The 22358-nt window shown below is 73.5% G+C and carries 22 protein-coding genes; 9 read left to right on the forward strand and 13 right to left on the reverse strand.

The genetic code is table 11. The features are described 5' to 3' along the window. Positions 1-172: 172 nt before the first annotated feature. The 3 genes from ACFV2S_RS31375 to ACFV2S_RS31385 are packed head-to-tail and all read right to left on the reverse strand — an operon-like array spanning position 173 to position 2500. Entirely contained in the window at positions 173-673 is a 501-nt protein-coding gene (locus ACFV2S_RS31375; RefSeq protein ID WP_385566726.1) for a hypothetical protein, read from the reverse strand. A 13-nt stretch (positions 674-686) separates the two neighbouring features. Then, the gene (locus ACFV2S_RS31380) at positions 687-1343 is read right to left on the reverse strand and encodes a response regulator (protein WP_383797100.1); all 657 of its coding nucleotides are present in this window, start codon (positions 1341-1343) and stop codon (positions 687-689) included. After that, positions 1340-2500: a sensor histidine kinase gene (locus ACFV2S_RS31385; protein ID WP_385566732.1), complete on the reverse strand. Its 1161-nt coding sequence runs from the start codon at positions 2498-2500 to the stop codon at positions 1340-1342. The genes ACFV2S_RS31380 and ACFV2S_RS31385 overlap by 4 nt, the downstream gene beginning before the upstream one ends. A gap of 133 nt (positions 2501-2633) precedes the next feature. On the opposite strand from ACFV2S_RS31385, the gene ACFV2S_RS31390 reads away from it, so the two are divergent. The 4 genes from ACFV2S_RS31390 (at position 2634) to ACFV2S_RS31405 (ending at position 7588) form a co-directional block, all read left to right on the forward strand. Then, positions 2634-3596: an ABC transporter ATP-binding protein gene (locus ACFV2S_RS31390; protein ID WP_385566735.1), complete on the forward strand. Its 963-nt coding sequence runs from the start codon at positions 2634-2636 to the stop codon at positions 3594-3596. After that, a complete protein-coding gene (locus ACFV2S_RS31395; protein ID WP_383797097.1) occupies positions 3593-4396 on the forward strand; it encodes an ABC transporter permease subunit in 804 nt (267 codons plus the stop codon). Before ACFV2S_RS31390 ends, ACFV2S_RS31395 begins: the two co-directional genes overlap by 4 nt. 134 nt (positions 4397-4530) lie before the next feature. After that, the gene (locus ACFV2S_RS31400; protein WP_385566741.1) at positions 4531-6771 is read left to right on the forward strand and encodes a glycoside hydrolase domain-containing protein; all 2241 of its coding nucleotides are present in this window, start codon (positions 4531-4533) and stop codon (positions 6769-6771) included. Between the two features lie 43 nt (positions 6772-6814). Next, positions 6815-7588: a hypothetical protein gene (locus tag ACFV2S_RS31405; protein ID WP_385566745.1), complete on the forward strand. Its 774-nt coding sequence runs from the start codon at positions 6815-6817 to the stop codon at positions 7586-7588. Positions 7589-7625: 37 nt separating this feature from the next. On the opposite strand, the gene ACFV2S_RS31410 is transcribed toward ACFV2S_RS31405, so the two are convergent. The 3 genes from ACFV2S_RS31410 to ACFV2S_RS31420 form a co-directional block, all read right to left on the reverse strand. Next, the gene (locus ACFV2S_RS31410; protein WP_385566749.1) at positions 7626-8849 is read right to left on the reverse strand and encodes an FAD-dependent monooxygenase; all 1224 of its coding nucleotides are present in this window, start codon (positions 8847-8849) and stop codon (positions 7626-7628) included. 220 nt (positions 8850-9069) lie between these two features. Then, positions 9070-9690: a response regulator gene (locus ACFV2S_RS31415; RefSeq protein WP_383797093.1), complete on the reverse strand. Its 621-nt coding sequence runs from the start codon at positions 9688-9690 to the stop codon at positions 9070-9072. Continuing rightward, the gene (locus tag ACFV2S_RS31420; protein ID WP_385566755.1) at positions 9690-10856 is read right to left on the reverse strand and encodes a sensor histidine kinase; all 1167 of its coding nucleotides are present in this window, start codon (positions 10854-10856) and stop codon (positions 9690-9692) included. Before ACFV2S_RS31420 ends, ACFV2S_RS31415 begins: the two co-directional genes overlap by 1 nt. Before the next feature lie 225 nt (positions 10857-11081). Here ACFV2S_RS31420 and ACFV2S_RS31425 point away from each other — a divergent pair, with 225 nt between their 5' ends. After that, on the forward strand, positions 11082-11618 hold the full coding sequence (locus tag ACFV2S_RS31425; RefSeq protein WP_383797091.1) for a heme-binding protein: 537 nt from the start codon (positions 11082-11084) through the stop codon (positions 11616-11618). Between the two features lie 80 nt (positions 11619-11698). Next, complete coding sequence (locus tag ACFV2S_RS31430; RefSeq protein WP_385566761.1) at positions 11699-13102, forward strand: M1 family metallopeptidase; 1404 nt, start codon at positions 11699-11701, stop codon at positions 13100-13102. A gap of 25 nt (positions 13103-13127) precedes the next feature. Here the strand turns inward: ACFV2S_RS31430 and ACFV2S_RS31435 are convergent, their stop codons facing one another. After that, entirely contained in the window at positions 13128-13658 is a 531-nt protein-coding gene (locus ACFV2S_RS31435) for a GNAT family N-acetyltransferase (RefSeq protein ID WP_385566765.1), read from the reverse strand. Positions 13659-13903: 245 nt separating this feature from the next. Then, positions 13904-14479, reverse strand: coding sequence for a TerD family protein (locus tag ACFV2S_RS31440; protein WP_073911578.1), 576 nt, complete (start codon positions 14477-14479; stop codon positions 13904-13906). A 119-nt stretch (positions 14480-14598) separates the two neighbouring features. Here ACFV2S_RS31440 and arfB point away from each other — a divergent pair, with 119 nt between their 5' ends. Beyond that, positions 14599-15036, forward strand: coding sequence for an alternative ribosome rescue aminoacyl-tRNA hydrolase ArfB (arfB, locus tag ACFV2S_RS31445; RefSeq protein ID WP_385566771.1), 438 nt, complete (start codon positions 14599-14601; stop codon positions 15034-15036). Between the two features lie 18 nt (positions 15037-15054). On the opposite strand, the gene ACFV2S_RS31450 is transcribed toward arfB, so the two are convergent. After that, on the reverse strand, positions 15055-15465 hold the full coding sequence (locus ACFV2S_RS31450; RefSeq protein ID WP_385566776.1) for a RidA family protein: 411 nt from the start codon (positions 15463-15465) through the stop codon (positions 15055-15057). A gap of 40 nt (positions 15466-15505) precedes the next feature. Next, the gene (locus ACFV2S_RS31455; protein WP_385566781.1) at positions 15506-16069 is read right to left on the reverse strand and encodes a flavin reductase family protein; all 564 of its coding nucleotides are present in this window, start codon (positions 16067-16069) and stop codon (positions 15506-15508) included. Between the two features lie 261 nt (positions 16070-16330). On the opposite strand from ACFV2S_RS31455, the gene cdgB reads away from it, so the two are divergent. After that, positions 16331-18043: a diguanylate cyclase CdgB gene (gene cdgB / locus ACFV2S_RS31460; RefSeq protein ID WP_385566785.1), complete on the forward strand. Its 1713-nt coding sequence runs from the start codon at positions 16331-16333 to the stop codon at positions 18041-18043. Positions 18044-18116: 73 nt separating this feature from the next. Next, the gene (locus ACFV2S_RS31465) at positions 18117-19079 is read left to right on the forward strand and encodes a CBM35 domain-containing protein (RefSeq protein WP_385566788.1); all 963 of its coding nucleotides are present in this window, start codon (positions 18117-18119) and stop codon (positions 19077-19079) included. Positions 19080-19082: 3 nt separating this feature from the next. Here ACFV2S_RS31465 and ACFV2S_RS31470 read toward each other — a convergent pair whose 3' ends face one another. The 3 genes from ACFV2S_RS31470 to ACFV2S_RS31480 all read right to left on the reverse strand — a co-directional run bounded on the left by ACFV2S_RS31470 (position 19083) and on the right by ACFV2S_RS31480 (position 22214). Next, complete coding sequence (locus ACFV2S_RS31470; protein WP_385566793.1) at positions 19083-20003, reverse strand: 1-phosphofructokinase family hexose kinase; 921 nt, start codon at positions 20001-20003, stop codon at positions 19083-19085. A 127-nt stretch (positions 20004-20130) separates the two neighbouring features. Next, positions 20131-21276 carry an N-acetylglucosamine-6-phosphate deacetylase gene (gene nagA / locus ACFV2S_RS31475; RefSeq protein ID WP_385566797.1) on the reverse strand — a complete coding sequence of 382 codons (1146 nt, stop codon included), beginning with the start codon at positions 21274-21276 and terminating at the stop codon, positions 20131-20133. Continuing rightward, positions 21276-22214 (reverse strand): ROK family protein, encoded by a 939-nt coding sequence (locus ACFV2S_RS31480; RefSeq protein WP_383793560.1) that lies wholly within the window; start codon positions 22212-22214, stop codon positions 21276-21278. The genes nagA and ACFV2S_RS31480 overlap by 1 nt, the downstream gene beginning before the upstream one ends. Positions 22215-22358 lie beyond the last annotated feature (144 nt).

Consider the following 22358-nt stretch of genomic DNA (forward strand, 5'->3'; position numbering starts at 1 on the left):
TCAGGCGCAGGAGCCTAGGCCCGGCACGGGGCGCCGTTCCGTTGTGCCCACCCGTTCCGCCCTGCGGAACGATTGCCCACAACGGCGGGGCGATTGCCCACAACGGCGGGGCGCCGCCCACAACGGGCGGGGCGCAGCCCGCAACGGTGGGGCGCAGGTCGTAGCGTGGGGGTTACTTCACGCGGGGGAAGCGGGACTGGAGGGTCCAGATCGTGGGGTTGTCGGCCAGGCCCTCGTGCATGTCCGTGAGGTCCGCGATCAGATCGTGCAGAAAGTCCCGCGCCTCACGGCGGAGCTCCGCGTGGTTGAACGTGACCGGCGGCTCGTCCCCCGGCATCCAGTCCGCCTCGACGTCCACCCATCCGAAGCGCCGCTCGAAGAGCATCCGGTCCGTGGACTCGGTGAAGTCGAGCTCCGCGTACTGCGGCTGCGCGGCCCGGCTGCCGCGCGGGTCCTGGTCGAGCTGCTCGACGATGTCGCACAGCGCCCACGCGAAGTCGAGCACCGGCACCCATCCCCAGGCTGTGGACACCTCGCGGTCCGCCTCGGTGTCCGCGAGGTACACGTCCCCGCAGAACAGGTCGTGACGCAGCGCGTGGACGTCCGCGCGCCGGTAGTCGGTCTGCGGCGGGTCGGGGAAGCGACGCGAGAGGGAGTAGCCGATGTCGAGCACGGGACCGATGGTGTCACGGCACCAGACCCGCCTCGTACGCGAGGATCACCAGCTGCACCCGGTCGCGCGCGTCCAGCTTGGAGAAGAGCCGCGCCACGTGCGCCTTCGCGGTGGCCGCGCTGATGTGGAGCCGTTCCGCGATCTCGCCGTTCGACAGGCCCCGCCCGACGAGGGTGAGGACCTCCCGCTCGCGCTCGGTGACCCCGTCGAGCCCGCCGGAGGGACGCCGCGCGGGTTCGGGGCGCGCCGCGAACTCCTCGATCAGCCGGCGGGTCACGCCCGGCGCGATCAGGGCGTCCCCGGCGGCCACCACCCGGATCGCGGCGAGGATGTCGTCGAGGGCCATGTCCTTGACGAGGAAGCCGCTCGCACCGGAGCGCAGCGCCCCGTACACGGACGCGTCGTCGTCGAACGTGGTGAGGACGAGGACCCGCGGCGCCCCGGGGCCCGCCGTGACGATCCGGGTGGCCTCGATGCCGTCCATGCCGGGCATCCGGACGTCCATCACGACGACGTCGGGCCCGAGGTCCCGGGCCAGCGCGACCGCCTCGGTGCCGGTGCCCGCCTCGCCGGCGACCTCGATGTCGGGGGTGTCGGCCATGAGGACGCGCAGACCGGCCCGGACGAGGGGCTGGTCGTCGACGAGGAGGACTCGGATCGGCGGGTTCACGGGGCTCCTTCGGGCAGCGGCAGCAGCGCGGTCACGTGGAAGCCGCCTCCGGGGCGCGGCCCCGCGGTGAGGCTTCCGCCGAGGAGCGCGGCGCGCTCGCGCATTCCGACGAGACCGTAGCCGCCCCCGGATTCCGCACCGGGCGTGCCCCGGCCGTCGTCGGCGATCTCGACGAGCAGGGTGTCGGTGCGCCGCTCCACCGTCACCCGGCAGGTGGGGGTGGCCGCGTGGCGGACGACGTTGGTGAGGGACTCCTGGACGATCCGGTACGCGGCGAGGTCGATCTCCGGCGGGAGCGCGCCGTCGCGGTTGCCGAGGTGCCGCAGTTCGACCCGTACCCCCGCGTCCGCCGTGGACGCGGCGAGCCGTTCCAGGTCGGCGAGGCCGGGCGCGGGGTCGCGCGGTGCCGGGCGGCCGTCGTCGGCGGCGCCGCGCAGTGCGCCCAGGGTGCGGCGCAGACCGGCGAGGGTCTCCCGGCTGGTGGTCTCGATGGTGGCGAGCGCGTTGCGGGCCTCGGCGGGCTGGGTCTCGATCACCCGGCGGCCGACGCCCGCCTGGATGGCGATGACGCCGATGCTGTGTGCGACGACGTCGTGCAGCTCGCGGGCGATCCGGAGCCGTTCGGCGGCGACGGCCTCGGCGGTGGTCGCGGCGCGCAGCTCCGCCGTGTGGTCGCGCCGTTCGCGTACGGAGCGGCCGAGGAGTCCGGCGGTGAGCAGCGCGAGCGCGAGGGCCACGGCGGTGCTGACGAACACGTCCTGTCCGGAGGTGGTGTACGTCGCGGCGGCGATCTGCACGGCGAGCGCCCCGAGGGCGGCGGGCACCAGGATCCGTGGCGGGTGGTGGACGGCGATCCGGCCGACGACGGCGTCGGCGGCGAGCACCGGCAGGTAGAGGAGTGCGGCGTCGGGGCGGGTGGTCGCGGCGGCGAGCAGTCCGGCGAGCAGCGGTACGAGCGCGGCGAGCGGGTTGCGGCGGGCGAGGGGGAGGACGAGGCCCACGGCGACGGCGGTGAGGAAGAGCCGCAGTTCGGTGGAGCGGTACGGGCCGGTCCGGACGGCGGTGAGGAGCAGGAAGGGGTGTGCGACGGCCGCGCCCCGGGTGAGGGCCGTCGGTATCGGTCCGCTGGAGGGCCGGTCGGCGGGGGTGGCGGGCATGGCGACGATCGTAGGCGGGGGCGTCCCGTCGGGGCGTCGGCCCGGGGGAGTACGCCCCCGGGCCACCCCGGCGGTCCGGTTGTGGCCGCCGGGCCGATGCGCCTCGGGGTGCCGGGCCGCCACCGTGGGCCGCATGATCGAAGTCCACGAACTGACGAAGCGGTACGGCCGCCGGGTCCGCCCCGCCCGGACCCGCCTCGGCCGCGTCCGCCCCGCCGAAGCCCCCCGCCCCGCCGTCGACCGGCTCAGCTTCGAGGTGCGGCCCGGCCGGGTCACCGGCTTCCTCGGACCCAACGGGGCCGGGAAGTCCACGACCCTGCGGATGATCCTCGGCCTGAACGCGCCGTCGTCCGGGACGGCCACCGTCGGCGGACGGCCCTTCCGGGAGCTGCCGCGCGGGCTGCGGGACGTCGGCGCGCTGCTCGACGCGCACGACGTGCACGGCGGCAGGACCGCCGGGGCCCATCTCGCGGCCCTCGCCCGTACCAACGGCATTCCGCGCCGCCGGGCCGCCGAGGTCCTGGAGGAGGTCGGCCTCGCGGGCGCCGCCGGGCGCCGGATCGGCGCCTGCTCGCTCGGCATGAGGCAGCGCCTGGGGATCGCCGCCGCGCTGCTCGGCGATCCTCCGGTGCTGCTCTTCGACGAGCCGGTCAACGGCCTGGACCCGGAGGGCGTGCTGTGGGCGCGGGGCCTGTTCCGGCGGCTCGCCGCCGAGGGCCGCACCGTGTTCGTGTCCAGCCATCTGATGAGCGAGATGGAGCACACCGCCGACGACCTCGTCGTCATCGGCCGCGGCCGGCTCGTCGCGGCCGAGAGCGTGGCGGCGTTCGCGGCGCGCGGCACCCGCAGGAGCGTGACCGTGCGGACGGCCGATCCGGCCGCTGCCCCGGTGCTCGCCGACGCCCTGACCGCCGGGGGAGCGGCCGTGCGGCGGGAGGAGGACGGGACCCTCGCCGTCACCGGTGCGGAAGCGGACCGGATCGGCGTCCTCGCCTTCCGCCACGGCGTCGCGCTCGCCGGACTGACCGCGCACGCCTCCTCCCTCGAAGAGGCCTTCATGGAGCTCACCGCCGACAGTGTGGAGTACCGCCGATGACCGCCCGGTTCCGTGACCTGCTCGCCGCCGAGTGGATGAAGCTGTGGTCGCTCCGCTCCACGCCCTGGGCGTTCGCCGCCGGCGCGGTCGCCGTCCTCGCGGTGAACCTCCAGGCGACCCTGGCCGACTACCGCAACTATCCCGACTACCCGGACGGCATCAGGGAGCTCTTCGTGCCGATCTGGGCGATGCGCGACGCGTTCACCCTGGGCGGGGCCATGGTGTTCACGCTCGCCACCGGCTCCATCGGCGCGCTGATGATCGCCGGCGAGTACGGCTCGGGCCAGATCCGTTCGACGTTCGCGGCCGTCCCGGCCCGCCGGGCCGTCGTCGCGGCGAAGTCGCTCGTCCTCGCCGCGGTGATGCTGGTGTACGGGGCGCTGGTCGCCGTGGTCTCGTTCGCCGCGACGCAGACCGTGCTCGACGGCCGGGGCGTCGGCATGGCGTTCGGCGACGAGGGCGTGGTGCGGGCGGTCGCCGCGTCGGCGCTCCTCGCGCCGGTGTGCGCGCTCGCCGGGTTCGGCCTCGGGGCGCTGCTGCGGCACGCGGCGACGACCATCGTGTCCCTGACCGGGGTGCTGCTCCTGCTGCCGGCGCTGATGAACGACCGGAACCGCTGGGGTGCGACGTTCCTGCACGCCCTGCCGCAGGGCGCGTGGAAGCGGCTGACGGAGGTGGGGGTGTCGCCGGTGCCGGTGGAGTACCCGTGGACCGCCGGCGGGGCGTGGACGGTGTACGCGGCGTGGGCGGTGGGAGCGGTGGCGGCGGCGTTCGTGGCCGTCGGCCGCCGCGACGTGTGAGATCCGAACGCCACGACGGTGCTCAAGAACGATCCGGGACGTCCCGGGACGGCCGGGACACGGGGTGGGCGGGGCCAGGACCTTACGTTCGAAAGGTCCCCCCGCGGTTCCCGCACCCTGGAGCAAGGAGTCCGATGGCCGACGAAATGGTGCTGCGCGCCCAGCGATTCATCAACCTCACCTACATGGACGGCGCGTTGCTGGGCCTCTCGAAGCTGCAGGAGGACGGCCGCACGGGATGGACCACCATGTACGCCCTCACCCGTGCGCTGCAGTACGAGATGGGCATCACGGCGCTGTCCAACAGCTTCGGTCCGACGACGCTGTCCACGCTGCAGACGAAGTACGGCCAGCTCGACGAGACGACGGTCCCGTCGGCGAACTTCTGCCGGGTCGTCCAGTCCGCGCTGTACTGCAAGGGCTACGACGGCGGTGACATCGACGGCACGTACAACTCCCGCGTGAAGGCCGCGGTGGCGAAGCTGAAGGACCAGATGGGCGTCGCGTACGCCTTCCCCGGCACCTCGCTGCAGCCGAAGGTCGTCAAGGGCCTGTTCAACATGGACGCCTACGTGAGCGTCGGCGACGGCACCGACTCCGTCCGCGCGATCCAGCGCTGGCTGAACGGCCAGTACGTCCAGCGCAAGGACTTCTTCATCATCCCGTGCGACGGCCACCACTCGCGTGACGTGGCCAAGTCGATGCTGTTCGCCATCCAGTACGAGCTGGGCATGGCCGACGGCACCGCGAACGGCGCGTTCGGGCCCGGCACCCAGGCGGGTCTGAAGAGCCGCACCGTGTCGGTCGGCTCGTCCGGCGTGTGGGTGCAGCTGTTCACGGCGGCGATGGAGCTCAACCGCCGCCACACCGGCTTCACGAGCACGTTCACCGAGTCCACCGCCGTCAGCGTCCGCTCGTTCCAGGAGTTCATGGCGCTGGACATGACCGGCCAGGGCGACTTCCGGACCTGGGCCTCGCTGCTCGTCTCGTACGGCGACCAGACCCGTCAGGGCACGGCCTGCGACGGCGTCACGAAGATCACCCCGGCGCGCGCGCAGGCGCTGAAGAACGCCGGCTACAAGTACATCGGCCGCTACCTCTACAACGCCTCCACCACGTCCCTGCCGGAGAAGGAGATCCAGCCGGGCGAGCTGGAGACCATCCAGGCGTACGGGCTGCGCTGCTTCCCGATCTACCAGACGTGGGCGCGCTCGGTCGACTACTACAGCCCCAAGCAGGGCGAGTCCGACTGCATGATGGCCGTCTACAAGGCGCAGGAGCACGGCTTCAAGAACGGCGCCCGGATCTACTTCGCCGTCGACTACGACGCCGTCGACGACGAGGTCACCTCGAACGTCCTGCCGTACTTCCAGAGCGTCCGGGCCATGATGACCCGGCTGGGCAGCCCGTACAAGATCGGCATCTACGGCCCCCGGAACGTCTGCTCGCGCGTGGTCGAGAAGAACCACGCGGACTCCTGCTTCGTGTCCGACATGTCGTCCGGTTTCTCCGGCAACCTCGGCTACCCGATGCCGGACAAGTGGGCCTTCGACCAGATCGTCACCAAGACGGTCGGCTCCGGGGACGGCCTCATCGAGATCGACAACAACATCGCCACCGGCTGGGACACCGGGCAGGGCGAGTTCCTGCCCCGGCCCTCGCTGAAGCAGGACACCGGCTTCAGCCTGGCCTACTGGGACGCGCTCCTGGCCGAGATCCAGGCCTACATGGAGTCGATCGGCCGGCCCGGCGGCGAGCGGATCTACACGCTCCAGCAGTGCCTGGAGACGATCATCAGCAACGACGCCACGATCAGCTCGTCGGCCCGGGCCTTCCGCATGCGCAAGGCCCTCATCCAGACGACGGCCCTCTGGGAGTTCGCCCACTACAGCCAGAAGGACCTGATCCAGGACGCGGGCGTCTGGTTCTACCACGAGGGTGCCATCCCGGACTGGGCCAAGGACCTGCCGGTCGTCGAGCGGCTCGTCGACAGCAGCACCGGTGTCGCCAAGATGTCCGGGCGCACCTGCATCCTCGCCCGCAACAACGCGATCAACTCCGGGCTCCTGGAGGGCGATCTCATGAACTCCGCCAGCGACGACGACCGCTGGACGATGTGGAAGAAGGTCAACCAGGACAACGCGTTCAACCTGGGCAACGTCGCGTACCTGCACATCTGGGGGGCGGACGGCAAGCAGGGCGACCACGCGGAGCCCGCGATACGCCGCCCCGCCCTCGACTACACCGACACGGAGACCTACGAGATCCTCCGCCGCTACCAGGGCTATGTGGAGCCGGCGTTCAGCGACGCGCAGCTGCGGATGCCGCTCTACGCGATCTTCGAGAAGTACAACCGCGTCATCCGCGAGTCCTGACCCCGACGTCACCACCCCGCCAGACGGAAGAAAGGACGACCCGTTGAACCCCACCACCGACGTCACCCGCAGGCGAGCCCTCGCCGCCACCGCCGGCGCCGCGGTGAGCCTCGGCTCCACCGGACTCCTCGCCTCACCCGCGGTGGCCGCCGCCCCGGCCGCTCCCGCCGTGCCGCCGCAGCCCGCCCGGAACGACACGCTCAAGGAGGCGCTGCGCCGCGCCCGGGAGCGCGACCGCCAGATCCACACCGGCCGCCCCTCCGCCAACGGCTGGGAGATGCAGAAGCTCGCCGACGTCGACGGCGGCGACATCGCCACCCGTTCCGTGCCCGGCACCGGCCTGAGCGTCGCCGTCCGCACGGGCGACGTCGAGGCGGTCCTCGTCCACGTGGTCCGCCGGTTCCACTACGAGGTCGACGCCCTCGGCCGGGACGGCGAGCCGCACGCGCTCGCCGGCTGGGTGGCCCCCGGCACCGTCCGGGACAGTCGGCTGCCCGAGTCGAACCTGGCGTCCGGCACCGCCGTCGTCATCCGCCCCGGCTCCTACCCGCCGGGCGTACGGGGCGGGTTCACGGCCCGTCAGCAGGAGGTCGTCCGCGACATCCTCGCCGACACCGAGGGCCTCGTCCGCTGGGGCGCCGACGACGACCGCCCGTACGAGGGGCTCTTCCACCTCGCCGTACGGCCGGGCGACGCGCGCCTGGCGCGGGTCGCGGACCGGCTCAGGAGCTGGGAGGAGACCCCGGGCCTCGGCGCCGGGACGCTCCCCGACGTGACGGAGCCGGCCCGCCGCCTCAGGGCGGCCCGCCACCGCTGACGGACCGGTGACGATCCACGGCCGCCCCTGGACGGGGTCAGCGGCGGCCGTGCACCGCCCGGGCGACCCGGGGCCCGAGCCAGCGCTTGAGCCGCCGCAGCGCCTCCAGCTGCTCGGCGGCCCGGTCGATCCGGTAGTACAGCTGCGGCGGGACGTGCGGCAGCAGCGGCGAGTGGCGCTGCCCGAGGAGCGCGAACATCTGCGCCGGCTCCAGGCTCATGTAGCGCGGCAGGTTCTCGTACCACTGGGCGCTGTAGCGGGCGGCGCTCTGCGCGGAGACCAGCTCGGCGCGGCGGCGCCTCCCGTACGCGGTGAGGGCGGCGTCCAGGGCGCCGGGGGCGTCCAGGGCGCCGGGGGCGCGCAGGGCGTCCGCGAGGGCGAGCGCGTCCTCCAGGGCCAGGGTGGTGCCCGCGCCGATCGAGTAGTGCGTGGTGTGGGCGGCGTCGCCGAGCAGGACGAGGTTGCCGCGGTGCCAGACCCGGTTGGTCAGCGTGCGGAACGTCAGCCACTGGGCGGCGTCGTCGGCCCGGTCGCGGCCGATCAGCTCGTGCCCGTCGAGGAGGTCGTGGAAGAGCTTCTCCAGCAGGTTCAGGCTGTCCGCCTCGCCGCGCGTGTCGAGCCCGAGGCCGGTCCACGTCTCGGGGGAGCACTCGACGACACAGGTGGAGCGCTCGCCGCTGAACCCGTACGCGTAGCACCAGATCCAGCCGTGCTCGGTCTCCTTGAACGCGAAGCTGAAGGAGTCGAAGACCTTGGTGGTGCCGAGCCAGATGTACGGGTTGCGGCCATGGGCGACCGCGCTGCCGAAGTGCCCGGCGTGCGCCTCGCGCAGCACGCTGTTGACGCCGTCGGCGGCGACGACCAGCTCCGCTCCGGCCAGTTCGGGGGCGTCCGGTCCGGTGATGTCGTGCTCGAACTCCACCCGTACGCCGAGTTCCTCGGCGCGGTCGGCGAGCAGCGCGAGCATCCGCCGCCGCCCGATGCCGAAGCCCGCGTCGCCCCGGTGGACGGTCCGCTCGTCGCGCACGATGGCGACCCCGTCGGTCCAGGTGACGGAGGCCTCGGCGACGGCGGCCGCGGACTCCGGGTCGCCCGCGCGGAGCTTGTCGAGGAGCCCGGCCCAGTAGGTGACGCCCCAGCCGTACGTGGAGCCCTCGGGATTCCGCTCGTACACGGTGATCTCGTGGGACGGATCCTGCCGCTTCAGCAGGATCGAGAGGTAGAGGCCGGCGGGGCCGCCGCCGACGATCGCGAGCTTCACGTGCGCTCCCACTGAGACATGACACCGTGCGGTCGAGTGACGACGCACGGTAGCAGTGGGGGCGGTGCGGCACGGGGGAACGGCACCCGGTACCAGCCCAACGGATGAAGGCGGCGGGAGAGCCGGGCGGCGCGCGGACCGTGGCGACGGGCGGACGGGGGCGTGGGCGGGCAGGGGCGGCGGGCGGACGGGGCGTGGGCGGGCAGGGGCGGCGGCCGGGCTACGGCAGCAGGCGGCGCTCCTTCGCGACCGCGACCGCGCCCGCGCGGGTGTCGACGCCGAGCTTGGCGTAGATCCGGCCCAGGTGCGTCTTCACCGTCGCCTCGCTGATGAACAGCGCCCGCGCGATCTCCCGGTTGCCCAGGCCCCGTCCCAGCTGCCCGAGGATGTCCCGCTCCCGGTCGGTGAGCGAAGGGCCCGCCGCCCCGCGCATGCGGTCCATGACCCGGCTGGCGACCGGCGGGGAGAGGGCCGTGCGGCCCTGCGCGGCGGAGTGGATTGCGGCGAACAGCTCCTCGGGCCGCTCGGCCTTCAGGAGGTAGCCGGTGGCGCCCGCCTCGATCGCCCGCGTGATGTCCGCGTCCGTGTCGTACGTGGTGAGGACCAGGACGTGGACACCGGTCGGCGCGATCCGCCGGGTCGCCTCCACGCCGTCGATGCCCGCGCCGAGCTGGAGGTCCATGAGGACGACGTCCGGCGTCAGCTTCGCGGCCAGGGCGACGGCCTCCTCGCCGCTGCCCGCCTCGCCCACCACCTCGATGTCGGGGGTGCTGCCGAGCAGCGCGAGCAGGCCGGCCCGGACGACGACGTGGTCGTCGCAGAGGAGGATCCGTACGGACATCAGGACTCCAGGGAGAGCGGGATCGCGGCGGAGAGCACCGTGCCCTCGCCGGGGGTGGACTCGACGGTCAGGGTGCCACCGAGCTGCTGGGCGCGCACCCGCATCGCGGGCAGCCCGTGGCCGCGCTCGGCCTGCTCGCGCGCGAGCGCCGGATCGAAGCCGCGGCCGTCGTCGGCGATGTCCAGGACCACCTGGTCGTCGAGGTAGGTGAGGGTGAGCGCGGCGGAGTCGGCGCCGGCGTGCTCGCGGATGTTCGCGAGGGCGCCCTGCGCGATCCGCAGCAGCGCCGCCTGCACGCGGTCGGGCAGCGGCACCGCGATCCCGTCGATCCGGAAGCCCGCCGACTCGCGCGCGGCGAGGCCGCGCAGGGCCTCCTCCAGGCCGCCGCCCCCGGCGAGGTCGGCGGGGGCGAGGTCCTGCACGAAGCGGCGGGCCTCGGCGAGGTTGCGCTCGGCGATGGACTCGGCGGTGCGGACGTGGCGGCGGGCGGTGGCCGGGTCGCTGTCCCAGGTGCGGTCGGCGGCCTGGAGCAGCATCTGCTGGCTGGACAGGCCCTGCGCGAGGGTGTCGTGGATCTCCATGGACAGCCGCTGCCGTTCGGCGAGGGTGCCCTCGCGGCGCTCGATCGCGGCGAGTTCCCGCCGGGTGCGGATGAGGTCGTCGATCAGCGCGCGCTGGCGGGCGGCCTGCCGGTCCGCGTACACGAAGACGCCGGTGGCGAGGGCGGCGACGGCCGGCGGGGCGACGATCAGGTTCGGGTCCCAGCCGCCGTGCGAGAGCTGGACCTGAGCGAAGACCACGAAGGCGGTGAGCAGGGCGACCAGGCCGAGTGCGGCGCGCGGCGGGAGGGTGCGCAGGCCCGTGTAGAAGAGCGGCACCGCGCACCAGGCGAAGCTGGGCGCGAGGACGACGAGGAGGACCCAGACGGCGACGACCGTGCCCAGCCAGGCGATCCGGCGCGGGGTGGCGCGGGTGCCGAGGACCGGGCCGAGCAGGTAGAGGGAGGCGAGCGCGCCGGTCAGGGCGATGATCCAGGGGCTGCGGGCCTCCCAGTCGTGCCGCAGCAGGAAGCGGGCGAGGGAGGCGCCGAGCAGCAGGAAGAAGGCGATGTGCATGACCCGCGCGAGCCAGCGGGCGTCCGGGTCGTGTTCCGTTGGCCGGGTCACCGTGCCGCCTCCCTGCCGTTCTGACCTGGGTGTACGTGTCCATGGTGGCCCGGAGGGACCAGCCGGGCATCAACCGATCGGCTGACAGTGCCGTCGTCCGGTGTGCGCGCGGAGGGCAGCCGGACCGTGGACCGTCCGGTGCCGGTTCCGGGCGGAGGATCGATGCAGAGCGAAGGAACGAACCGCTCGAAGGCTTCCCCCTCCTCACCTCTTACGGAGTCAGTCATGAAGAAGATCCTCCTCGGTGCCACCGCCGCCGCTGTCGTCGCCGCCGGTACCTTCGGCGTGGTCTCCGCGAACGCCGCGGCCCCGGCCGCCGCTCCCGCCGCCGTCACGGCCGACGCGGACCACGGCAACACCACGACGTCGACGCACCTGACGATCGAGGCTGCCACGAAGGCCGCGCAGGCGACTCTCGACGCCGCCGAGAAGGAGAACCAGCGGGTGTCGGTCGCGGTCGTCGACCGCAACGGCAACACGATCGTCACCCTGCGCGGCGACGGCGCCGGCCCGCAGTCCTACGAGTCGGCCGAGCGCAAGGCGTTCACCGCGGTCTCCTGGAACGCCCCGACCTCCGTCCTCGCCGGCCGCCTGGCCAACGCGCCGACCCTGAAGGACATCCCCGGCACCCTCTTCCTCGCCGGCGGCGCCCCGGTCACCGCCAAGGGCGCCCCGATCGCGGGCATCGGCGTCGCGGGCGCCCCCTCGGGCGACCTCGACGAGAAGTTCGCCCAGGCCGGCGTCGCCTCCCTCGCGAAGTAACGCCCCCAGCCGGTGGCGGCGCCCGGATCTCCCGCCGGGCGCCGCCGCCTTTTTCGTTTTTGACCTTTTAAGATCGGTACGTGTCACAGCGCAGCCGTATCGGAGCCCTCGCCCTCACCGCGGCCCTCACCGCCCTCGCGCTGCTCGCGGGTGGCTGCTCCGACGTGGGCGGAGGCGTCCGCGGCACCCCCGGCGCCTCCGGGCTGCGCGACCCGCTCTTCCCGAAGCTCGGCAACGGCGGGTACGACGTCGGCCACTACGGCCTGACCCTCGCCTACGACCCGGCCTCCGGCCGCCTCGACGGCACCGTCGAGATCACCGCCCGCGCCACCCAGGACCTCAGCGCCTTCAACCTCGACCTCGCCGGCCTCACCGTCGGCGGCGCCACCGTCGACGGCGCCCCCGCCGCGTACAACCGGGCCGGGAACGAGCTCACCCTCCGCCCCCACGAGGACATCCCCGAGGGCAGGGAGTTCCGCGCCACCGTCACCTACTCGGGCGTCCCCGAGCCGCTCACCGACGCCGACGGCTCCAAGGAGGGCTGGCTGCGCACGGCCGACGGGGCGGTCGCGGTCGGCGAACCGGCCGGCTCCATGACCTGGTTCCCCGGCAACCACCACCCCTCCGACAAGGCCTCCTACGACATCACGCTCACCGTCCCCGCCGGACTCGAAGCCCTCTCGAACGGCGTCAGGACCGCCCGCCGGACCGAGGCCGACGGGCGCGTCACCACCGTCTGGCACACGCCCGAGCCGATGGCGAGCTACCTCGCGACGGTCGCGATCGGCCGGTACACGACGGGGACGGCGACCGCCCTCGGCTCCGTGCCCGTCCTCACCGCCGCCGAGGCCCCCGTCGCGGCGGCGAGCGCCGCCCTGCGGGCCGAGATCCCCGAGCTCCTCGCCCGCCAGGTGAAGCGCTTCGGCCCGTACCCCTTCTCCACCGCCGGGGCGATCGTCACCAGGGACGGGACCCTCGGGTACGCCCTGGAGACCCAGACCCGGCCCATCTTCCCGGCCGGCTCCTTCGACCGCCCGACCCTCGTCCACGAGCAGGCCCACCAGTGGTTCGGCGACTCCGTCACCCCCGCGAGCTGGCGCGACATCTGGCTGAACGAGGGCTTCGCGACCTACGCGGAGTGGCTGTACGCGGAGCAGTACGAACACGTCCCGGCGAGCACCCGGTTCGCGGAGGCCTTCGCCCAGGACGCCAACTGGGCCTTCCCGCCCGCCGCCCCGCCCGCCGCGGAGAACCTCTTCGACCCGCCCGTGTACCAGCGGGGCGCGATGGTCCTGCACAAGCTGCGCGAGACGGTCGGCGACCGCGTCTTCGACGAGATCCTGCGCGGCTGGGCCGCGAAGTACCGCCACGCCAACGCCACCACGGACGACTTCACGGCCTACGCGGAGAGCGTCTCCGGCCGCGACCTCGGCGCGCTGTGGGACGTCTGGCTGTACGGCGACGAGAAGCCGTCGAAGCCCTAGCCCGGCAAGATCCGAAAGAGACGGCCTAGGGGCCCTGGAGGCCCTTCCGCATGACGACGCAGGCCCGGCCGTGCGCGAGGTCCGGGCGGCGGGCCGTCTCCTCGTAGCCCAGCGCGGTCCAGAAGGCCAGCGCCTTCGGGTTGTTCTCCAGGACGGCGAGCCGCAGCCCCGTCCGGCCGGCCGCGCGGAAGCGGTCCTCGACGTACGCGGCGAGCCGGCGGCCGTGGCCCGCGCGCCGCGCGTCCGCGTGGACCATCAGCAGCCCGAGCCACGGATCGGGATCGGCCGGATCGGGGTGGCGGCCCAGGGTGACGGCGACGGCGACGAGCCGGCCCCCGGAGCGGGCCAGGAGGACCTCGGCGGTCGGCTGCGCGAACTCCTCGGCCAGCGCCGCCGCGACCTGCTCGGGCCGGATGTCGGACGGATCCGGGAAGTCGCCGCTGAGCTGCTGGAACTCCTCGTTCGAGGCGTAGAGCGCGGTGAGCTCGGTGAGCAGCGCGCCGGGGAGGGCGGCGCCGTCCTCCAGGGCCTTGGGGGCGAGGGTCTCGACGATCACGCGCACAGGGTAGAGCCCCCGGGGGGGGGGGCCCCGCCCGGGGCTGGCCGCACCCCGCGCGGGCGGGGGTGTGGGCCCACTAGCCGGGGCTGCGCCCCACCCCCCAGGCGGGGGCGGGGGGGGGGGGGGGGGGCGGCCCCCCCCCCCCGCCGGGGGGGGGGGGGCGGCGCCCCCCCCCCGCCCCCGCCCCGGGCCCCCCCCGCGCCCCCCCCCCCCCCCCCGGGGCTCTGCGGACACGCGACGGGTCAGAGGTTGACGCCGAAGTCGCGGGCGATGCCCTCCAGGCCCGAGGCGTAGCCCTGGCCCACGGCGCGGAACTTCCACTCGGCGCCGTTGCGGTACAGCTCGCCGAAGACCATGGCCGTCTCGACGGCCGCGTCCTCGGAAAGGTCGTAGCGGGCGAGCTCGGCGCCGCCGGCCTGGTTCACGATGCGGATGTACGCGTTGCGCACCTGGCCGAAGTTCTGCGAGCGGGACACCGCGTCGTAGATGGAGACCGGGAAGACGATCTTGTCGACGTTCGGCGGGAGGGCCGCGAGGTTGACGTTGATCTGCTCGTCGTCGCCGCCGCCCTCGCCGGTGCGGTTGTCACCGGTGTGCACGATGGTCTGGTCCGGCGTCGACTTGTTGTTGAAGAAGACGAAGTGGGCGTCCGAGGCGACCTTCCCGGCGGCGTCCACGCCGATCGCCGAGGCGTCGAGGTCGAAGTCGGTGCCGGTGGTGGTGCGGACGTCCCAGCCGAGGCCCACGGTGACGGCGGCGAGGCCCGGGGCCTCCTTGGTCAGGGAGACGTTGCCGCCCTTGGACAGGCTCACAGCCATGGAAAGTCCCTTTCGTCGTGATGTCGTCGCTCGCCTGGAGAAACGCGCCGGGGCCGCCGCCGGTTCCCGCCCGCGGCCGTGGGAAAACAGGATGACTCGTACGGCCCCCTGCGGGGAACATGGAGGGCATGTCCGGTCCCTATCCCATCCGCGGCTCCGTCTCGCTTCCCGAGGCCGAGCTCCAGTGGCGTTTCTCGCGGTCGTCGGGGCCGGGCGGCCAGCACGTCAACACCAGCGACTCGCAGGTGGAGCTCCGCTTCGACCTCGCGGCCACCGGCGCGCTCCCCGAGGTGTGGAAGGCCCGAGCCCTGGAGCGCCTCGCCTCCCGCCTGGTCAACGGCGTCGTCACGGTCCGCGCCTCGGAGCACCGCTCCCAGTGGCGCAACCGCGAGACGGCGGCGGTCCGCCTCGCGGCCCTCCTCGCCGAGGCGACGGCCCCGCCCCCGAAGCCCCGCCGCCCGACGAAGATCCCCCGCGGCATCAACGAACGCCGCCTCCGCGAGAAGAAACAACGCGCCGAGACCAAGCGCACCCGCCAGTCCCGCGACTGGGGCTAGGCCGGCGCCGGGGGAGGCTCAGCCGGGCAGGGCCGCGGTGAGGTCCAGTTCGACGAGCTGTCCAGGGAAGCCCAGCTGGGCGACGCCCAGGAGCGTGCTGGCGGTGGTGAAGGCCGGGCCCAGGGCGGAGTCCGTGAGCCGGGTCCACACGGCCGCCAGGGCTTCCCGCTCGTCGCTCCGCACGTAGATCACCGACCGCACCACGTGGTGCGGCCGGGCGTCCACCGCGGCCAGGGCGGTGAGGGCGTTCGCGACGACCTGGTCGGTCTGCTCCTCGAAGGAGCCGGCTCCGACCAGTTCACCCTGCCGGTCCAGGGGGCACTGTCCTGCCAGATGGGCCGTCCGGCCCGACTCCACCACGGTGACGTGGTGGTACCCGGGGGTCGCGTGCAGCCGCTCGGGGTTGATGCGGGTGATCTTCTCGGTCATCGCGCGAGTCTGGCCGGTGTGAGGGCCGGGCGCACCGCAATTACGACAGCCGGCGGTACTTCCCCTGGAAGTACGTCAGGGGGCCGTCGGCGTGCGAGGACAGACCGGCCGTCAGGACCCGGCCCACCACCAGGGTGTGGTCGCCGGCCACGACACGGCTCTCCGTGCGGCACTCCAGGACCGACAGCGCGCCGGCCATCAGCGGGGCGCCGCTCTCCTCGCCGCGGGTGTACGGCAGGTCGGCGAAGAGGAGCCGGTCGCTGACCCGGTTCTTCATCGCGAAGCGCCCGGCGACGTGCCGCTGGTCCTCCGCGAGGACCGACACCGCCCAGACCGGGACGTCGGTGAGCAGGTCGTCCATGCGGGAGCCGTTGCGGAGGCTGACGAGGACCAGCGGAGGGTCGAGGGAGACCGACATGAAGGCGGTGGCCGTCATGCCGACGTCCTCGCCGCGCGGGCCGTCGTCGGGGTCGTGCGCGGTCACCAGGACCACGCCCGCCGCGAGGCGGGACATCGCCGCCCGGAACTCGTCGTTGCTCACCCCCTCAGCATGAGGGATGGCCAGATCGGACACGGGGGGCGAGGTCGGGGTCTTCTGCAGCACACCCGCACGCTAGCCCCGGGCCCCCGCGGCCCGCATCGGGCCGGGGGACCAGCCCGGCGGGGGTCCGGGGACCTAGGACCCGTCGCCCCGCGAGGATGCGCGGTACCCGTCTGACCTGCTGTGACTTGAGTCACACGGGGCAGTATTTGCTGACCCTGTGTACCGGGGGCGCAGCTCGCTGTGATTCAGTGGCGGTGACAGTGCAACACGAAGCCGATGAGAACCCTGGAGTTGCTGTCGAGGTCTCGGGGAGAGCGAGCGATGGAGACCGAGTCGGAGCCGTACGTCCGTCTCTCGACCCTGCGGCAGCTGCATCAGGTCGTGGCGGACCTCAACACTGCACGCAGCCTGGCGGACACCCTGCAGACCGTCGCCGACGGTGTGGTCGCCGGTCTCAACTACGAGCTGGCCTGCGTCAACCTCGTCCGCCCCGACGGTGACCTCGTCGTCGCCGCCTTCGCCGGAAGCTCCGCCGCGGAGGCCCTCATCACCGGCCGCGTCGGCTCCCGCACCTCCTGGGAGCGCCGCCTGACCATGGGCGTCTCCTGGGGCGACCTGCGGTTCATCCCGCACACCGAGGGCTGGGTCCTCATGGAGGACGACGTCCCCCAGTGGCACACCGACGGCCCCGCGCCCCGCTTCGAGGACGAGTGGCACCCGCACGACCGGCTCTACGCCCCGATGTACGCCTCCGGCTCCGGCCGTGAGCTCCTCGGCGTCATATCCGTCGACCGCCCGCGCAACGGCCGGCACCCCGGCCCCTGGGGCCAGGAGGCGCTCCAGATGTACGCCTCGCAGTCGGCGATCGCCATCAGCAACGCCCGTCTCCGCTCCAACATGCAGCGCGCCCTGGTCCGCCTGGAGCGCGAGCAGCAGGCCCTGCGGGCCTCGGAGGAGTCCTTCCGGCAGGCCTTCGAGTACGCCCCCTCCGGCATGGCCATCGCCGAGATGGGCGGCGACCAGCACGGCCGCCTCCTCCGCACGAACGACGCCCTGTGCCGGCTCCTCGGCCGCCCCGCCTCCGTCATGCGGCGCTACTCCTTCGCCGACCTCGTCCACCCCGAGGACATAGGGACGCTGCTGCGGACGTCCGCCGAGGGCGGCCGGGCCGAGCTGCGTCTCGGCCGCCGGGACGGGACGTACGTCTGGGTCTCCCTGCGCAACTCCGTCGTCGCCGACACCGCCGACGGGCCCCGCTTCCTCCTCACGCACGTCGAGGACATCGAGGAGCGCAAGCGGCACGAGCTGCAGCTCGCCCACCGCGCCTCGCACGACGCCCTCACCGGCCTCCCCAACAGTGCCGAGCTGCGCTCGCGCCTGTCGGCCCGGATCTGCGAGCGGCCGTCGGCGCCGGGGGACGAGGCCGCGTACGGCGGGTACGGGCCGGTGGACGGCAGCGGCGGCGGGTACGAGCCCGCGCACGACCCGGCGTACGACTCCGGGTACGAGCCGCAGCCCTACGAGTACGAGCACGAGCACGAGCACGGCTTCGGATTCGAGCCGGCGGGCGGCGCGGGTCCCTACGACCACCACGTCCACATCGTCGCGCCGACGGGCGGGGAGATCGACGACGGCACCAAGGGGCTCGCGGTCCTCTTCTGCGACCTCGACGGTTTCAAGTCGATCAACGACCGCTTCGGGCACCACACGGGTGACGCGGTGCTCATCGAGGTCGCGCGGCGGCTCACCACCGGCGTGCGGGACGGCGACACGGTCGCCCGGCTCGGCGGTGACGAGTTCGTCGTCCTCGCCGACGGCCTCGGTGCCGCGGACGCCGCCGACCTGGCCGTACGCCTCCGCAACGCGATCATCCCGCCGATCCGGGTGGACGGCCGGGCGGTCCGCGTCGGGGCGAGTTTCGGCATCGGCTGGGCCGAGTGCGGCATGACCGTGGAAGAGGTCCTGAACTCGGCCGACCAGCGGATGTACATGGAGAAGCGCTCCCGCGCGAAGGTCCACCGGCGGGCGGGCTGAGTCGCGCGCTGGTCCGTTCGGGGTAGGCTCGGCCGGTCGGCGACGGCTGGCGAGCATGGAGAGGGTGACCCGGATGGCTGCCGGTAACGACGGCGCGAGCAAGCCCGAGGACGACGACCCGTTCGGCTACCTGTACGAGGACGGACAGGCTGCGGGCGCCCAGCCCCCGCAGGGCGGCGGCTACGGCTACCCCGGCCCCGGCGCGGCGCAGCCAGGTGTGCCCCGGACCTCGTACCACCAGGTCAGAACGGTCGGCGAGCGGCAGTACGGCCACCACCAGCAGCAGGCGTACGTGCCGCCGCAGCAGGCCCCGTACGGCCAGCCGCAGGCGCAGTACGCGGCGCCGGAGACGTACGGCGCCCAGCCCCAGACCCGCCCGATCCCGCCCCAGCGCGGCGGCGGCTCGGGCCGCGGCCCGAACACCAAGGGCCTGCTGATCGGCGCGGTCGCGGTCGTCGCGGTCGTCGTGATCGGCATCGCGGCGGCGGTCATCAGCAACTCGGGCGGCGAGAAGGACAAGGACAAGGCCGGCGGCAACACCCCGTCGACCGCGCCGTCCCAGGTCTCCGAGACCCCGAGCACCGAGCCGAGCTCCGACAAGACCCCGGAGGAGCTCCCCAAGCAGGACGCGGCGACGCTGATGCTGGGCGGCCAGGCCGCGGCGGAGAAGACCGTCCCGGGCGCCGAGGGCGCCGGCGGCGTGTACGTGTCGGGCTTCAACGCGCCGGGCGCCTCGGTGACCTGGAAGGCGAACATGCCGTCGGGCGGCAAGTACCGCCTGACCGTGCGCTACGCGATCCCGGCGGTCGACGCCAACGCGACCCTGACGGTCAACGGCAAGGCGAACTCCCTGCCGCTCGGCCTGAAGAACTTCATCCACTCCTCGGACCCGAACCTGGAGAAGAACTGGCAGACCACCTGGGCGCCGGTCACCCTCCAGCAGGGCGACAACGAGATCAAGATCTCGTGCGAGCAGGGCAACCAGTGCAACGTCCTGCTCGACTGGCTGGAGGTCACGCCCGCCCCGGCGGGCTGAGCCCTACGGGGTCTCCTCGACGACCTTCACCCGGGGCAGCAGCTCCTCGTACGCCGTGGGGTCGAATTCGCCGGCGACCGGGGAGAGGACTGTGGCCGCCGAGAGGGCGACCGCTCGGGTGAGGCGGTCGGGCCAGGAGGTGCCGTCGACCAGGCCCGAGAGGAGGCCGGCGACGGCGGAGTCGCCCGCGCCCGTGGGGTTGCCCTTCACGGCGGCGGGCGGGGTCGCGCGCCACAGGCCTTCGGGGGTGGCGGCGAGGAGGCCCTCGGGGCCGAGCGAGGAGATCACCGCGTGGGCGCCCCGGCGGCGGGCGTCCCGGGTGGCCCGGTGGGGCTCGCGGGCCCCGGTGAGCTGGGCGAGTTCCTCGGCGTTCGGCTTGACCAGGTCGGGTCGGGCGGCGATGCCCCGCCGGAGCGGTTCGCCGCTGGTGTCGAGGAGGACCGGGACTCCGGCCGTGCGGGCGAGGCGGATCAGTTCCGCGTACGCGCCGACGTGGATGCCCGGCGGGAGGCTGCCGCAGAGGGCGACCGCGGCGGCTCCGTCGAGGAGCTCCGCGAACCGGGTGCGGAAGGCGGTCCACTCCGCGGCGGTGACGGTCGGGCCCGGTTCGTTGAGCTGGGTGGTGTCCCCGCTCGCGGTGTCGACGACCGCGACCGTACGGCGGGTGGGCCCCGCCGTCTCGACGAGTTCGTCCCGTACCGGCGTCGCCGCGAGCAGGTCCCTCAGCGTCGCGCCGGTCGCGCCGCCCGCGAAGCCGGTGGCGACCGTCTCGTGTCCGAGGGCCCCGAGCACGCGGGCGACGTTGAGCCCCTTGCCGCCGGGCCGCTCGATGACCTGGGTGACCCGGTGGGACGCGTGCGGGGTCAGCGCGGGGACCCGGTAGGTCAGGTCCAGCGCCGTGTTGAGGGTGACCGTGAGGATCATGACCTGTCCACCCCCCGTACTCCCTGTGAAGTCTTGCGGAACGGGCGTTCCGACGGGCACCGATCATGCCAAACGAAAGGCGGTTGGCCCAGACCCCCGGCCGACCGCCCTTCCGTATGACTCCTGATCAGACCGCCAGGGGATCCACGATCCACTCGCCCTTGCGCATGACGCCCTTGAGCTCGAACTCCGCGTCCAGGACCACGATGTCGGCGTCCTTGCCGGGCTCCAGGGAGCCGACGCGGTCGTACACGCCGAGGAGCCGGGCGGGGTTGGCGGAGATGGCCTGGACGACCGCCTCGACGGGGAGGCCGTCGACGGTCGCGGCGCGCTTGAAGGCGCGGTCCAGGGTGAGCGTGGAGCCGGCGATGGAGCCGCCCTCGACGAGGCGGGCGACGCTGTCCTTCACCTCGACCGCGAGCGGGCCGAGCATGTAGCTGCCGTCGCCGAAGCCGGCGGCGTCCATCGCGTCGGTGATGAAGGCGACGCGCTCGGGTCCCGCGTGGTGGAAGGCGAGCTCCAGGGCGGCGGGGTGCAGGTGGGTGCCGTCGTTGATGAGCTCGACGGTGATCCGCTCGTCCTCCAGGAGGGCGGCGATCGGGCCGGGGGCGCGGTGGCCGAGCGCCGGCATCGCGTTGTACAGGTGGGTGGCGACGGTGGCGCCCGCGTCGATGGCCGCCTGCGTCTGCTCGTACGTGGCGTCGGTGTGGCCGATGGCGGCGATCACGCCGTGCTCGGCGAGCAGCCGTACGGAGTCGATGCCGCCGGGGAGCTCGGTGGCGAGGGTGACCATCCTGGCCTGTCCGCGCGCGGCGTCGATCAGCTTGCGGACCTCGGCGGGGTCGGGGTCGCGCAGGAGCGTCTCGTCGTGGGCGCCCTTGCGGCAGGGGGAGATGAACGGGCCCTCGAAGTGGAGGCCGGCGATCTCGCCCTGCTCGGCGAGCTCGGAGAGCAGTCCGGCGCGGCGGCTCAGGAAGTCCATCTCGCCGGTGACGAAGGAGGCGACGACGGTGGTGGTGCCGTGCAGGCGGTGGGTGTGGACGCCCTTGAGGACCTCGTCGACGGTGCCGGAGGTGAAGGACGCTCCGCCGCCGCCGTGGTTGTGCATGTCGACGAAGCCGGGGACGAGCCAGTGGCCGGCGAGGTCGACGACCTGGGCGTTCTCGGGTGCGGAGCCCGCGATGCGGTCGCCGTCGACGATCACGCGTCCGTTCTCGACCGTTCCGGTGGGCAGCACGACGTGTGCGCCGGCGAGAACCTTGTGATCGGCCATCAGGCGGAAACCTCCGAGTCGAGGGAGAGAAGGTCCCAGGCGAGGAGGCCCGCGCCCAGGCATCCGGCGGTGTCCCCGAGGGCCGCCGGGACGATGGCGGGCAGCTTCTGGAACGTGACGCGTTCCTCCACGGCGGCCCGGAGTGGTGTGAACAAGGTTTCCCCGGCCTCGGCGAGACCGCCACCGATGATGAGCGTGCGGGGGTCCAGGAGGGTGAGCGCGGTGACGAGCCCGTCGGCGAGGGCGTCGACGGCGTCCTGCCAGACCCGTACGGCCGTGGGGTCGCCGGACTCGACGGCCTTGGCGCAGTCGGCGGCGTCGGCGTCGGGGTCGCCGCTCGCCTCGGCCCAGGCGAGGGAGACGGCGGAGGCGGAGGCGTACCGCTCCAGGCAGCCGCGCTGGCCGCAGCCGCAGTCGGTGCCGCCGGGGCGGACGACGATGTGGCCGATCTCGCCGGCGTAGCCGTGGGCGCCGGCCTCGATGCGGTCGCCGATGCCGATGGCTCCGGCGATGCCGGTGCCGAGGGGCACGAAGAGGAAGCGGTCGGCGCCGTTGCCCGCGCCGATGCGGCCCTCGGCGAGGCCGCCGGTGCGGACGTCGTGGCCGAGGGCGACGGGGATGCCGCCGAGCCGGTGGCTGAGGAGTTCGCGCATGGGAACGTCGCGCCAGCCGAGGTTGGCGGCGTAGACGGCGATGCCGTTCTCCGCGTCGACGATTCCGGGGACGGCGACGCCGGCCGCGGCGGCGGGTTCTCCGTACCGCTCCTGGCCGAGGGCGCGGAGGTCCTCCGCGAAGCCGAGGATCGTCTCCACGACGGCCTCGGCGCCCCGCTCGCGCCCGGTGGCGCGGCGGGCCTCGTGCAGCAGAGTGCCGTCCGCCGCGACGAGGGCGGCCTTCATGCCGGTGCCGCCCACATCCAGGGCGATGACGTGTCTCACGGGGGACAGTCTGACGCGGGACCGCCCAAAAGGTCTAGTCCACTGGGCAGGATTGTTGCGCTCGGATACAAATTCGAGGCCAGGCATGGGGCCATGGTCCCGCCGCAGTTGCGGAAGTGATACCCGAGTGGTGTAGACCTCACG

Origin of the sequence: Streptomyces sp. NPDC059695, assembly GCF_042733785.1 — a bacterium.
Classification (GTDB): domain Bacteria; phylum Actinomycetota; class Actinomycetes; order Streptomycetales; family Streptomycetaceae; genus Streptomyces.

Bases quoted from the DNA above. Each gene is read 5' to 3' on its own strand.
- ACFV2S_RS31415 (WP_383797093.1), bottom strand. From the start codon at position 9,690: ATGTCCGTACGGATCCTCCTCTGCGACGACCACGTCGTCGTCCGGGCC.
- ACFV2S_RS31465 (WP_385566788.1), top strand. From the start codon at position 18,117: ATGGCTGCCGGTAACGACGGCGCGAGCAAGCCCGAGGACGACGACCCG.
- ACFV2S_RS31440 (WP_073911578.1), bottom strand. From the start codon at position 14,479: ATGGCTGTGAGCCTGTCCAAGGGCGGCAACGTCTCCCTGACCAAGGAG.
- ACFV2S_RS31400 (WP_385566741.1), top strand. From the start codon at position 4,531: ATGGCCGACGAAATGGTGCTGCGCGCCCAGCGATTCATCAACCTCACC.
- ACFV2S_RS31385 (WP_385566732.1), bottom strand. From the start codon at position 2,500: ATGCCCGCCACCCCCGCCGACCGGCCCTCCAGCGGACCGATACCGACG.
- ACFV2S_RS31425 (WP_383797091.1), top strand. From the start codon at position 11,082: ATGAAGAAGATCCTCCTCGGTGCCACCGCCGCCGCTGTCGTCGCCGCC.
- ACFV2S_RS31390 (WP_385566735.1), top strand. From the start codon at position 2,634: ATGATCGAAGTCCACGAACTGACGAAGCGGTACGGCCGCCGGGTCCGC.
- arfB (WP_385566771.1), top strand. From the start codon at position 14,599: ATGGAGGGCATGTCCGGTCCCTATCCCATCCGCGGCTCCGTCTCGCTT.
- nagA (WP_385566797.1), bottom strand. From the start codon at position 21,276: ATGGCCGATCACAAGGTTCTCGCCGGCGCACACGTCGTGCTGCCCACC.
- cdgB (WP_385566785.1), top strand. From the start codon at position 16,331: ATGGAGACCGAGTCGGAGCCGTACGTCCGTCTCTCGACCCTGCGGCAG.
- ACFV2S_RS31450 (WP_385566776.1), bottom strand. From the start codon at position 15,465: ATGACCGAGAAGATCACCCGCATCAACCCCGAGCGGCTGCACGCGACC.
- ACFV2S_RS31395 (WP_383797097.1), top strand. From the start codon at position 3,593: ATGACCGCCCGGTTCCGTGACCTGCTCGCCGCCGAGTGGATGAAGCTG.
- ACFV2S_RS31470 (WP_385566793.1), bottom strand. From the start codon at position 20,003: ATGATCCTCACGGTCACCCTCAACACGGCGCTGGACCTGACCTACCGG.